Annotated in this window: 9 protein-coding genes and 3 tRNA genes; 6 read left to right on the top strand and 6 right to left on the bottom strand. The window is 58.7% G+C overall.

Going from position 1 to position 13,024, the window contains the following annotated elements; translation table 11 throughout:
- Positions 1-187: 187 nt before the first annotated feature.
- From GJV78_RS12585 to GJV78_RS12595, 3 genes are all read right to left on the bottom strand, one after another.
- Positions 188-263: transfer RNA gene (locus GJV78_RS12585), tRNA-Gly, on the bottom strand.
- Between the two features lie 165 nt (positions 264-428).
- Positions 429-504 (bottom strand) — tRNA-Gly (locus GJV78_RS12590).
- Positions 505-604: 100 nt separating this feature from the next.
- Positions 605-680 (bottom strand) — tRNA-Gly (locus GJV78_RS12595).
- A 411-nt stretch (positions 681-1,091) separates the two neighbouring features.
- On the opposite strand from GJV78_RS12595, the gene GJV78_RS12600 reads away from it, so the two are divergent.
- Positions 1,092-1,832 (top strand): arginine ABC transporter substrate-binding protein, encoded by a 741-nt coding sequence (locus tag GJV78_RS12600; RefSeq protein ID WP_167519541.1) that lies wholly within the window; start codon positions 1,092-1,094, stop codon positions 1,830-1,832.
- Positions 1,833-2,013: 181 nt separating this feature from the next.
- On the opposite strand, the gene orn is transcribed toward GJV78_RS12600, so the two are convergent.
- Positions 2,014-2,559: an oligoribonuclease gene (orn, locus tag GJV78_RS12605; protein WP_155108687.1), complete on the bottom strand. Its 546-nt coding sequence runs from the start codon at positions 2,557-2,559 to the stop codon at positions 2,014-2,016.
- 360 nt (positions 2,560-2,919) lie between these two features.
- Here orn and rsgA point away from each other — a divergent pair, with 360 nt between their 5' ends.
- From rsgA to mscM, 3 genes are all read left to right on the top strand, one after another.
- Positions 2,920-3,972, top strand: a complete 1,053-nt coding sequence (gene rsgA, locus GJV78_RS12610; protein ID WP_167519542.1) for a small ribosomal subunit biogenesis GTPase RsgA — start codon at positions 2,920-2,922, stop codon at positions 3,970-3,972.
- Between the two features lie 434 nt (positions 3,973-4,406).
- Positions 4,407-5,375: an archaetidylserine decarboxylase gene (gene asd, locus GJV78_RS12615; RefSeq protein ID WP_155108689.1), complete on the top strand. Its 969-nt coding sequence runs from the start codon at positions 4,407-4,409 to the stop codon at positions 5,373-5,375.
- An 89-nt stretch (positions 5,376-5,464) separates the two neighbouring features.
- A complete protein-coding gene (mscM, locus tag GJV78_RS12620) occupies positions 5,465-8,791 on the top strand; it encodes a miniconductance mechanosensitive channel MscM (RefSeq protein WP_167519543.1) in 3,327 nt (1,108 codons plus the stop codon).
- Positions 8,792-8,810: 19 nt separating this feature from the next.
- On the opposite strand, the gene GJV78_RS23620 is transcribed toward mscM, so the two are convergent.
- Both GJV78_RS23620 and epmA read right to left on the bottom strand, forming a co-directional pair.
- Positions 8,811-8,915 (bottom strand): hypothetical protein, encoded by a 105-nt coding sequence (locus GJV78_RS23620; RefSeq protein WP_230979127.1) that lies wholly within the window; start codon positions 8,913-8,915, stop codon positions 8,811-8,813.
- A gap of 103 nt (positions 8,916-9,018) precedes the next feature.
- Positions 9,019-9,996: an elongation factor P--(R)-beta-lysine ligase gene (gene epmA, locus GJV78_RS12625; RefSeq protein WP_155108690.1), complete on the bottom strand. Its 978-nt coding sequence runs from the start codon at positions 9,994-9,996 to the stop codon at positions 9,019-9,021.
- 507 nt (positions 9,997-10,503) lie between these two features.
- Here epmA and frdA point away from each other — a divergent pair.
- The gene (frdA, locus tag GJV78_RS12630; RefSeq protein WP_167519544.1) at positions 10,504-12,294 is read left to right on the top strand and encodes a fumarate reductase (quinol) flavoprotein subunit; all 1,791 of its coding nucleotides are present in this window, start codon (positions 10,504-10,506) and stop codon (positions 12,292-12,294) included.
- Complete coding sequence (locus tag GJV78_RS12635; RefSeq protein WP_155108692.1) at positions 12,287-13,021, top strand: succinate dehydrogenase/fumarate reductase iron-sulfur subunit; 735 nt, start codon at positions 12,287-12,289, stop codon at positions 13,019-13,021. The genes frdA and GJV78_RS12635 overlap by 8 nt, the downstream gene beginning before the upstream one ends.
- Positions 13,022-13,024: the final 3 nt, after the last annotated feature.

Here is a 13,024-nt window from a genome sequence, read left to right on the forward strand (position 1 = left end):
GGAATTTTAAATTATTTCAAATAATTCAATCAATTATAAAAAGAAAATTAAACAGATGCAGCGCTCAGGCATCCAGGATTTTTACCCGAACCTGTGGATAACTCTGTTTACAAGAGTTTGTTAAAAGCTGAAGAAGAGTGCGCCAGAGCGGCGGTACGCGGTGGATAAGTGTCCGGAGAAGTGAAACTGGAGCGGGAAACGAGACTCGAACTCGCGACCCCGACCTTGGCAAGGTCGTGCTCTACCAACTGAACTATTCCCGCTTATCTTTTGTCTTCCGAACCGCCACTGTGGTGACATCCGGAATGAACTGAATGGTGTCTGTCGGCGATACCGGCAAATTCTAAATCTGGAGCGGGAAACGAGACTCGAACTCGCGACCCCGACCTTGGCAAGGTCGTGCTCTACCAACTGAGCTATTCCNAATCTGGAGCGGGAAACGAGACTCGAACTCGCGACCCCGACCTTGGCAAGGTCGTGCTCTACCAACTGAGCTATTCCCGCTTAATCTTAGGCTTTCGCACCGCCGTCGCGTTACCGCTCTGCCTGCCATACGAAATTCTGCGATTGGGTGATGCTATTTTTTTACTGCTGCGGCAAATTCTGGAGCGGGAAACGAGACTCGAACTCGCGACCCCGACCTTGGCAAGGTCGTGCTCTACCAACTGAGCTATTCCCGCTTAACCTTTTACTTTCAGGTAGTAACAGCGTCACACCCTGAAATTCAGCGATTAAACTTGCTGCTGTCGCACTTCGCATTTCTGCGTCGTTACGGGAGGCGCATTATACGAGAAATCCATTCGGCTGCAAGCCCCCAAACGATTTTTTTCACGTTTTTTGGTTAAGTGCCGATTTAATCAGCAAACCCGGTAAAAAACGAGCAAAACGCCAGCAAACATGAGAAAAAACTTTTCTCTGCCTCGCTGACGTAACAAAATCAGTGCTGCATCCTGCGTACAGAAAAGCATAGCAAGATGCGGGCGCAAAGTCATTAAACAGCCTGCGGCCCTCCGGCGAGCCGGGTACGGACGTTAGGGAAAGGGCCACGCGCCGCGGGAAATCAACGACACAACAGATTATCAGGGATCAAGATGAAACAAAGCCTTCTCGTCATGCTTTTAGCCGGCCTGGCTCTCCACGCCGTTCCAACGTCTGCCAGAACGCTCCATTTCGGCACCTCGGCCACCTATGAGCCATATGAATTCGTGGATGCCGCTAACCAGATTGTTGGCTTCGATATTGATATCGCCAACGCGGTTTGTAAGGAGATGCAGGCGAAGTGTACGTTCACTAACCAGAGCTTCGACAGCCTGATCCCCGGCCTGCGCTTTAAAAAATTCGATGCGGTAATCGCCGGGATGGATATGACGCCCAAACGCGAGCAGCAGGTCTCCTTCAGCCAGCCCTACTATGAGGGGTTGTCAGCGGTAGTGGTTACTCGCAAAGGGGCCTATCACAGCTTTGCCGATCTGAAAGGCAAGAAGATCGGCCTGGAAAACGGCACCACCCACCAGCGCTATCTGCAGGATAAGCACAAGGAGATCGTCTCCGCCGCCTACGATAGCTACCTGAACGCCTTTACCGACCTGAAAAGCAATCGCCTTGAGGGCGTTTTTGGCGATGTTGCGGCGATCGGCAAATGGCTGAAGAACAATCCGGACTACGCCATTATGGACGAACGCGCCAAAGATCCTGAGTACTACGGCAAAGGGCTGGGAATTGCGGTACGCAAAGGCAATGACGCGCTGCTGCAGGAGATCAACGCCGCGCTCGACAAGGTGAAGGCCTCGCCGGAGTATGCGCAGCTGCAGGAGAAGTGGTTTACGCCGTAACGCAGCGTCCGGCGTAGGGTTGCGATACCGGAGCAGCGAGAGTCCGCTGACGCGCGTTCGCGCCCCAGCGCCGGAACAATAAAAAATCAATTAATTGATCGTCAGTTGAAAAGCAAAAAGAGGGAAAACCGCGGTTTTCCCTCTTTTTCATCAATCTGGCGATGCCCTGCCGGGCCATCGTCTACAGCCTGATAAAATGTTCACGATACCAGGCCAGCTCGGCCACCGACTCGCGAATATCATCCATCGCCTGGTGCGTGCCCCGCTTGGTAAAGCCGTCCAGAACTTCCGGCTTCCAGCGGCGAGCCAGCTCCTTCAGGGTGCTCACGTCCAGGTAGCGGTAGTGGAACCAGGCCTCCAGCTCGGGCATATAGGTAAACAGGAAACGGCGATCCTGGGCGACGCTGTTGCCGCAGATCGGCGATTTGCCCGCCGGAACCCACTGCTTCAGAAAGGAAAGGGTCGCCAGCTCCGCTTCGCGCTCGCCCATTGTGCTGGCCTTCACCCGCTCCACCAGCCCGCTGCCGGTATGGGTACGAACGTTCCATTCGTCCATTAGCGCCAGCTGCGAATCCGGCTGGTGAACGGCAATCGTCGGCCCTTCGGCCAGGATATTCAGTGAGGAATCCGTCACCAGCGTGGCGATTTCAATAATACGATCGCGCTCTGGATCCAAGCCCGTCATTTCCAGATCGATCCAAATCAGATTGTTTTCATTGGCACTCATGCTATTTTCCACCCCTCATACGTGACTATACCCGTCCTACTTCAAGTTGCATGTGCGTTAGCTGCGGGTTACTCGTCTCATCCATGAGACTCGCCCTGACGGGCCACCGCTGTACGGCGTTCAAAACGCACTGCGTTTTGTCCTGCAACTCGAATTATTTAGGGTATATACAAAAATCATCCATGCCGCCGTGCAACGTCAGCCGGGACAGAAATCCCCTGGCCACGCGGAACAACGTAGCCCGGATTTCGCAACGCGGCCGACGCCGGGGCAGCCTGAAGGATGAAGCGTATATATTCATCTAAGATTGCGTGTATCATAAATGTTTTGCCCGTCAGGGGCGACCAGGAGCCAGTACGATTGAGTAAAAATAAACTCTCTAAGGGCCAGCAGCGCCGCGTGAACGCTAATCACCAGCGTCGTCTGAAAACGTCTAAAGAGAAGCCCGATTATGATGACAATCTGTTTGGCGAAACCGCTGAGGGCGTTGTCATTAGCCGTTTCGGCATGCATGCCGACGTGGAGTCCGCCGACGGCGACGTTCACCGCTGCAACATCCGCCGCACTATCCGCTCGCTGGTCACCGGCGATCGCGTGGTCTGGCGGCCGGGCAAAGCGGCCGCCGTTGGGGTTAACGTCAAAGGGATCGTCGAGGCGGTACACGAGCGCACCTCAGTGCTGACCCGCCCGGACTTTTATGACGGCGTAAAGCCCGTCGCGGCGAATATCAATCAGATCGTCATTGTCTCCGCTATTCTGCCGGAGCTGTCGCTGAACATTATCGATCGTTATCTGGTGGCCTGTGAGACGCTGCAGGTGGAGCCGCTGCTGGTGCTGAATAAAACGGATCTGCTGGACGACGAGGGCCTGGCCTTCGTTAACGAGCAGATGGCTATCTACCGCGACATCGGCTATCGCGTTCTGCTGGTCTCCAGCCAGACGCAGGAAGGGCTGAAGCCGCTGGAAGAGGCGCTGACCGACCGCATCTCTATTTTCGCCGGGCAGTCGGGCGTGGGCAAGTCAAGCCTGCTGAACGCTCTGCTGGGCCTGCGGGAGGAGATCCTCACCAACGATGTCTCCGATATCTCTGGCCTGGGCCAGCACACCACCACCGCCGCGCGGCTCTACCATTTTCCGCACGGCGGCGACGTGATTGACTCGCCGGGGGTGCGCGAATTCGGGCTGTGGCATCTGGAGCCGGAACAAATCACCCGCGGATTTGTCGAATTTCAGGACTATCTGGGCCACTGCAAATATCGCGACTGCAAGCATGACACCGATCCGGGATGCGCGATTCGGGAAGCGGTGGAGAGCGGGAAAATCGCGGAAAGCCGTTTCGAAAATTATCACCGGATCCTTGAAAGCATGGCGCAGGTAAAGACACGTAAAAACTTTTCTGATACAGACGGCTGACGGATACGCTATGCGCCCAAAGCACACTCTTTTTTCAGGATCCGCACATCCACGTTACCCTGCAAAATCTGCAGGCCTGCCCGGCATACTTTCGTCTGCGGGTGCGTTGGCGGCGTTTCCCTGCGGTTCATCCATAAGGCGTGCCTCCGGGAACCGCCGCGATGCGGTATGCAGATCGGTTTCTGACAGCGCTGTCACCCGACGCCCTTCTGGAAACCAGGCCGCCGCCAGCCCACTGCAATGCGAATTATGTCAGAATATACCCTAAATAATTCGAGTTGCAGGAAGGCGGCAAGCGAGCGAATCCCCGGGAGCATAGCAAACTATGTGACCGGGGTGAGAGAGCGCAGCCAACACACATGCAACTTGAAGTATGACGGGTATAGCGCCCGCAGGATATCGTGTGGAACGACAAAAAAAGCCTGGAGGCTACCTTGTTAAACTCATTTAAACTTTCGCTACAATACATTCTGCCAAAGCTGTGGCTCACTCGTCTGGCGGGCTGGGGCGCAAGCAAACGGGCAGGATGGCTGACTAAGCTGGTTATCGATCTGTTCGTAAAATACTACAAGGTCGATATGCGGGAGGCACAGAGACTGGACACCGCCAGCTATCGCACCTTCAATGATTTCTTCGTGCGCCCGCTGCGCGACGAGGCGCGCCCGCTGAATACCGATCCGAACGTGCTGGTGATGCCGGCGGATGGCGTCATCAGCCAACTGGGGCACATCGAGCAAGATAAAATACTGCAGGCCAAGGGCCATAACTACAGCCTGGAAGCGCTGCTGGCGGGCAACTATCAGATGGCAGATCGCTTCCGCAACGGCACCTTCGTCACCACCTATCTCTCCCCGCGCGACTACCACCGGGTGCATATGCCGTGTAACGGCATTCTGCGCGAAATGATCTATGTACCGGGCGATCTCTTCTCCGTCAACCATCTCACCGCGCAGAACGTGCCGAACCTCTTCGCCCGCAACGAGCGTGTCATTTGCCTGTTCGATACCGAATTTGGTCCGATGGCGCAAATTCTGGTGGGTGCCACCATTGTTGGCAGTATCGAAACCGTCTGGGCCGGCACCGTTACGCCGCCGCGTGAAGGGATAATTAAGCGCTGGACCTGGCCTGCGGGCGAAAGTGAGGGTGCCGTCGCGCTGCTGAAGGGCCAGGAGATGGGCCGCTTCAAGCTGGGTTCAACGGTGATCAACCTCTTTGCGCCGGGTAAAGTAAACCTGCCCGCGTCGTTACAGAGCCTGTCGGTAACGAAAATCGGCCAGCCGTTGGCAACCGCCAGCGAAGCCTTCGTCACGCCTGAGGCCGGGCCAGCGCCGCTGCCGGAAGCGGAAATTAGCGCCGAGCTTGAGGCCAGCCCGCTGGTCGACGACGGTAAAGCGCCTAACTGAGACTCTTCGGGCCGCTTCAGAGCGCCGCTTCTTAATGAGGAGCCAACGCTCAGGCGGCCTGCGGAATAACGCTTTGAGGGATTGCTGACGTGCGCCTGATTAACATTTTTCTGCTGGCCTGGTGTCTCAGCCAGGGGGCTTACGCCGCGACGGCTCCTGACGCCAGGCAGATCGCCCAGGAGCTGGAGCAGGTGAAGAGCACGAAGCCCGCCCAGCCGGAGGTTGTGGAGGCGCTTCAGTCCGCCCTCAACGCGCTTGAGGAGCGCAAAAACTCCCTTGAGCGCGCTCGTCAGTATCAACAGGTTATTGACCACTTTCCTGAACTCTCGGCCACGCTGCGCGCGCAGCTCGACGGCCTTCCCGACGAGCCGCGCAGCGTGCCGCCGGACATGACCCCCGATGCGCTCAGCCAGGAGAGCCTGCAGGTCAGCAGCCAACTGCTGGAGAAAAGCCGCCAGGCCCAGCAGGAGCAGGAGCGCGCCCGGGAGATTGCGGATTCGCTAAGCCAGCTCCCACAGCAGCAAACCGATGCCCGCCGCCAGCTAAACGAAATTGAACGCCGCCTGGGCACGGCGGCCAGCAGCACGCCGCTCGGCCAGGCGCAGAATTACGCCATGCAGGCGGAATCCGCCAGGCTGAAAGCGCTGGTAGACGAGCTTGAGCTGGCGCAGCTTTCCGCCAACAATCGCCAGGAGCTGGCGCGTATGCGCTCAGAGCTGGCGCAGAAGCAGAGCCAGCAGCTTGACGCCAGACTGCAGGCGCTGCGCAACCAGTTGAACAGCCTGCGCCAGCGCGAAGCGGAGCGGGCGCTGGAGAGCACCGAGCTGCTGGCGGAAAACAGCCCCGATCTGCCGCCGGATATCGTGGCGCAGTTTAAGGTCAACCGCGAACTGTCGGCGGCCCTCAACCAGCAGGCGCAGCGCATGGATCTGGTGACCTCCCAGCAGCGGCAGGCCACCGCTCAGACGCTACAGGTGCGCCAGGCGTTGAACACCCTGCGCGAGCAGTCGCAGTGGCTCGGCTCCTCTAACCTGCTCGGCGAGGCGCTGCGCGCCCAGGTGGCGCGGCTCCCCGAAACGCCGAAGCCCCAGCAGCTGGACACCGAAATGGCGCAGCTGCGCGTTCAGCGCCTGCGCTATGAGGATCGGCTGAACAAACAGCCCCAGCTGCGCCAGCTCCGCCGGGCGGACGGCCAGCCGCTGACCGCCGAGCAGAACCGTATCCTGGAGGCGCAGCTGCGCACCCAGCGCGAGCTGCTGAACTCGCTGCTGCAGGGCGGCGACACGCTGCTCCTGGAGCTGACCAAGCTGAAGGTTTCCAACAGCCAGCTGGAAGACGCCCTGAAGGAGGTGAACGAAGCCACCCACCGCTACCTGTTCTGGACCTCCGACGTCCGGCCAATGACCCTCGCCTGGCCCCTTGAGATCGTGCAGGATCTCCGCCGCCTGATCTCGCTCGATACCGTCAGCCAGCTGGGGAAAGCCGGGGTAATGATGCTCACCAGCAAAGAGACGCTGCTTCCGCTGTTCGGGGCGCTGATTCTGGTGGGCTTCAGCATCTACTCGCGCCGCTATTTCACCCGCTTCCTGGCGCGCTCGGCCGCCCGGGTCGGTAAGGTGACCCAGGATCACTTCTGGCTGACGCTGCGCACCGTCTTCTGGTCGATCCTGGTGGCCTCCCCACTGCCGGTGCTGTGGATGACGCTCGGCTACGGGCTGCGCGAGGCGTGGCCTTATCCGCTGGCGGTGGCCATCGGCGACGGCGTTACCGCAACGGTGCCGCTGCTGTGGGTCGTGATGATCTGCGCCACCTTCGCCCGCCCCGACGGCCTGTTTATCATCCACTTCAACTGGCCCCGCAGCCGCGTCTTGCGCGCCATGCGCTATTACCTGATGAGCATCGGGCTTATCGTGCCGCTGATCATGGCGCTGATCATGTTCGATAACCTTAACGATCGGGAGTTCTCCGCCTCGCTCGGCCGCCTGTGCTTTATGCTCATCTGCGGAGCGCTGGCGCTGGTCACCCTGAGCCTGAAAAAAGCGGGAATACCGCTGTGGCTCGATAAAGAGGGCAACGGCGATAATATGCTTAACAGCATATTGTGGAACATGCTGATCGGCGCGCCGCTGATTGCCATCCTCGCGGCGGCGATCGGCTATCTGGCAACCGCCCAGGCGCTGCTGGCACGGCTGGAAACCTCCGTCGCCATCTGGTTCCTGCTGCTGGTTATTTACCATATTATCCGCCGCTGGATGCTGATCCAGCGGCGACGGCTGGCGTTCGATCGCGCCAAGCATCGCCGGGCGGAAATGTTGGCCCAGCGCGCGCGCGGCGAAGAAGACGCGCTCCATACCAGCAGCCTGGAAGGCACCGTGGAAATAGATGAGAGCGAAGTGGATCTCGACGCCATCAGCGTGCAGTCGCTGCGGCTGGTGCGCTCGATTCTGATGCTTATCGCTCTGGTGTCGGTTATCGTGCTGTGGTCGGAGATCCACTCCGCCTTCGGCTTCCTGGAGAATATCTCGCTATGGGACGTCACCTCGACGGTGCAGGGCGTGGAAAACCTGGAGCCGATCACGCTGGGCGCGGTGCTGATTGCCATTCTGGTGTTTATCATCACCACCCAGCTGGTGCGCAACCTGCCCGCCCTGCTGGAGCTGGCGCTGCTGCAGCACCTGGATCTGACGCCGGGCACCGGTTACGCCATTACCACGATAACCAAATACCTGCTGATGCTGATTGGCGGGCTGGTGGGCTTCTCGATGATCGGCATCGAATGGTCGAAGCTGCAGTGGCTGGTCGCCGCGCTCGGCGTCGGCCTCGGCTTTGGCCTGCAGGAGATTTTCGCCAACTTTATCTCCGGCCTGATTATCCTGTTTGAAAAGCCTGTCCGCATTGGCGACACGGTCACCATTCGCGACCTCACCGGCAGCGTGACGAAGATCAACACCCGCGCCACGACCATCAGCGACTGGGATCGCAAAGAGATTATCGTGCCGAATAAGGCGTTTATTACCGAACAGTTTATCAACTGGTCGCTGTCTGATTCGGTCACCCGCGTGGTGCTGACCATCCCGGCCCCCGCCGACGCCAACAGCGAAGAGGTAACGCAGATCCTGCTGACCGCCGCCCGGCGCTGCTCGCTGGTCATCGATAATCCGCAGCCGGAGGTTTTTCTCGTCGACCTGCAGCAGGGGATTCAGCTCTTTGAGCTGCGCATCTATGCCGCTGAAATGGGCCATCGGATGCCGCTGCGCCATGAGATCCACCAGCTGATCCTGGCCGGCTTCCGCGAGCACGGCATCGATATGCCGTTCCCGCCGTTCCAGATGCGGCTGGAGAGCCTGAACGGCAGGCAGACGGGGAAAACGCTGGCTTCCGCCGGTCGGGGGCGGCGTCCGGCGGGAAGTTTATAAGCCCCGGCAACAGGGATAATTACGGACAGAGCTGGTAGCGGAAGATAAAGCGCCACGGCCAGAATCCCATGAGCGCGGCCGCAGTGGCATATTGCCAGACGGCGCGCTGATGTCTCCATACCATCGCGTAGAGAGTACTATCTTAGCGCCAACAGGCGAGCCGCAGCCATTCAGATAAGAGAGATAATATGGCGAACGGGCCGCCAGCTTCTGCCGCAGGCGGGAGATCAGGCGCGGTCGACGCTAAAAGCGATCACCTCGGAGAGGCGGTCGGCCCCCAGCGCCAGCATAATCAGCCGATCGACCCCCAGCGCCACCCCGGAGCAGTCCGGTAATCCTACCCTCAGCGCCTCCAGCAGATTGTTATCGATCGGCTGCTGGGGCAGGCCGCGCGCGGCGCGCTTGCGGTTGTCCTGCTCAAAGCGCTGCTGCTGCTCTCTGGCGTCCGTCAGCTCATGGAAGCCGTTCGCCAGCTCAATGCCCTTATAATACACCTCGAAGCGTTCGGCAACGCGGTGATCTTCGGTGCTAATCTGCGCCAGCGACGCCTGGCTTGCCGGGAAATGGTAGACGAAGGTCGGCTTATCTTTACCAATGTGCGGCTCCACGCCCATCGTAAACAGCAGCTGCAGCAGCGTATCGCGATCGTCTTCATTATCGGCAATGTTGCTCAGGTTCAGCTTCGCCGCCGCCTCGCGCAGTACGGTTTTATCCGCTGACAGCGGGTCGACCTCCAGATGGCGCTGGAACGCCTGCTGGTAGGAGAGGCTCTCCGCCGGCTGGCACTCAAGCACCTGCTGTAGCAGATCGTCCACCTCATTCATCAGCCGGTACATGTCATAGTGCGGGCGATACCACTCAAGCAGGGTAAATTCCGGATTGTGATGACGCCCCATCTCTTCATTGCGAAAGCTACGGCACAGCTGGAAGACCGGGCCGCAGCCCGCCGCCAGCAGGCGCTTCATATGATATTCCGGGCTGGTCATCAAATAGAGAGTCATCCCCTGAGAGTGGCCGGGGCCGACGAAACGTGTCTCAAACGGGAACAGATTGATGTCTGTAACCGTCGCCTGGCTCATGCAGGGCGTCTCAACCTCCAGCACGCCACGATCGCTAAAGAAACGGCGAATCTCCGTCATAATTGCCGCTCGTTTTAACAGGACAGGAATGGACGCGCTCGGCTGCCAGGTTGCCGTTTCGCTCATGGTGATTTCTCCGATTGCTAACAAGGGCACGAAGTCTACTCGCAACCTGGCGGCGAAACAAATTTTGCCCACCCGCTGATAAATGTGATCTGACGCATTAAAAAACTGCCAGGCGGTGGTTTAGTAATTAATTTAACCATAAACAGCGTAAATTCACGGCGTTAGCGCACCAAAAAAATCGAACACGTCAAATTTCATCTACCTCCCTCACACTATACTCATGTACCCATAAAGGAGCAGTGGAAACGCATTCGCGATCCGCACGTTTCAGGAATACCTGACCTAAATCATTCGAAGTGCATGAAGGCGGCAGGCGAGCACCTCCACGGGAGCGTAACGCACCCGGTGACCGGGGGAGCAATAAATCGGCCGAAAACCGATTTGCCCGTCGCCAGGCTATGATCCGTCAAGGCGAGTAACCCAAAGCCAACGTACATGCCGTTTGAAGTATGGCGGGTATAGCTGATTCTGCGCGATGGCGGAATAACAACTATCTGGAGGAATGTCGTGCAAACCTTTCAAGCCGATCTTGCCATTATTGGTGCCGGCGGCGCAGGATTACGTGCCGCAATAGCCGCCGCCCAGGCAAATCCGAACGCAAAAATCGCACTGATCTCAAAAGTGTACCCCATGCGTAGCCATACCGTGGCTGCCGAAGGCGGATCTGCCGCTGTCGCCCAGGATCATGACAGCTTCGACTATCATTTTCACGATACGGTCGCAGGTGGAGACTGGCTGTGCGAGCAGGATGTGGTCGACTATTTCGTGAAGCACTGTCCCACCGAGATGACCCAACTGGAGCAATGGGGCTGCCCCTGGAGCCGTCGTCCGGACGGCAGCGTGAACGTTCGCCGCTTCGGCGGTATGAAAATCGAGCGCACCTGGTTCGCCGCCGATAAGACCGGCTTCCATATGCTGCATACGCTGTTTCAGACCTCCCTGCAGTTCCCACAAATCCAACGCTTTGATGAACACTTCGTCCTCGATATCCTGGTCGACGACGGTCACGTCCGCGGGCTGGTCGCCATGAACATGATGGAAGGCCAGCTTATGCAGATTCGCGCCAACGCGGTGGTCATGGCCACCGGCGGCGCGGGTCGCGTGTACCGTTATAACACCAACGGCGGCATCGTCACCGGCGACGGCATGGGCATGGCGCTGAGCCACGGCGTACCGCTGCGCGATATGGAGTTCGTCCAGTATCACCCGACCGGCCTGCCCGGCTCCGGCATTCTGATGACCGAGGGCTGCCGCGGGGAAGGCGGTATTCTGGTTAATAAAAACGGCTACCGCTATCTGCAGGATTACGGCATGGGTCCGGAAACCCCGCTCGGCGAGCCGAAGAACAAATATATGGAGCTTGGCCCGCGCGACAAAGTCTCCCAGGCGTTCTGGCACGAATGGCGCAAAGGCAACACCATCTCTACGCCGCGCGGTGACGTGGTCCATCTTGATCTGCGCCACCTGGGCGAGAAAAAGCTGCTTGAGCGCCTGCCGTTCATCTGCGAGCTGGCGAAGGCCTACGTGGGCGTCGATCCGGTGAAAGAGCCGATTCCGGTACGTCCGACCGCGCACTACACCATGGGCGGTATCGAAACCGATCAGAGCTGCGAAACCCGCATCAGAGGGCTGTTCGCCGTCGGCGAATGCTCCTCGGTGGGCCTGCACGGGGCCAACCGCCTCGGCTCTAACTCGCTGGCCGAACTGGTGGTCTTTGGCCGCCTGGCGGGCGAACAGGCCTCGGCCCGCGCGGCGGAAGCTGGCGCAGGTAACAGCGCCGCGCTCGACGCGCAGGCGGCCGACGTCGAACGTCGCCTGAAGGATCTGGTGAACCAGGAAGGCAACGAGAACTGGTCGAAGATCCGCGACGAAATGGGTCTCTCTATGGAAGAGGGCTGCGGTATTTACCGTACGCCGGAGCTGATGCAGAAAACCGTGGAGAAGCTGGCCGAACTTCAGGAACGCTTCAGGCGTGTGCGCATTACCGACACCTCCAGCGTCTTTAATACCGACCTGCTCTATACCATCGAGCTGGGCCACGGCCTGAACGTCGCTGAATGTATGGCCCACTCCGCGCTGGCGCGTAAAGAGTCCCGCGGCGCGCACCAGCGCCTGGACGAAGGCTGCACCGAGCGTGACGACGTCAACTTCCTCAAACACACCCTCGCCTTCCGCGATGCCGATGGCGCAACGCGCCTGGAGTACAGCGACGTGAAAATCACGACCCTGCCGCCGGCAAAACGTGTTTACGGTGGCGAAGCGGAAGCAGCCGATAAGAAGGAGAAGGCGAATGGCTGAGATGAAAAACCTGAAAGTTGAGGTGGTGCGCTATAACCCGGAAACCGACAGCGCGCCGCACAGTGCTTTCTACGACGTGCCTTATGATGAAACAACGTCTCTGCTGGATGCGTTAAACTACATCAAAGATAACCTGGCACCGGATCTGAGCTACCGCTGGTCCTGCCGTATGGCCATCTGCGGCTCCTGCGGCATGATGGTCAACAACGTGCCGAAGCTGGCGTGCAAAACCTTTCTGCGCGACTACACCAGCGGTATGAAGGTTGAGGCGCTGGCGAACTTCCCGATTGAGCGCGACCTGGTCGTCGATATGACCCACTTTATCGAGAGCCTGGAAGCCATCAAGCCGTACATCATCGGCAACCCACGCACGCCGGACCAGGGTCCGAACAAGCAGACCCCGGCGCAAATGGCGAAGTACCACCAGTTCTCTGGTTGCATCAACTGTGGCCTGTGCTACGCCGCCTGCCCGCAGTTCGGCCTGAACCCTGAGTTTATCGGCCCGGCTGCGATTACCCTGGCGCATCGTTACAACGTAGACAACCGTGACCACGGTAAGAAAGAGCGTATGGCGCAGCTGAACGGTCCGAACGGCGTCTGGTCCTGTACTTTTGTGGGCTACTGCTCCGAAGTCTGTCCAAAACACGTCGATCCGGCCGCCGCCATTCAGCAGGGTAAAGTAGAAAGTGCGAAAGACTTTCTTATCGCCACCCTGAAACCACGCTAAGGA

Source organism: Intestinirhabdus alba, from assembly GCF_009711095.1.
Lineage (GTDB): Bacteria > Pseudomonadota > Gammaproteobacteria > Enterobacterales > Enterobacteriaceae > Intestinirhabdus > Intestinirhabdus alba.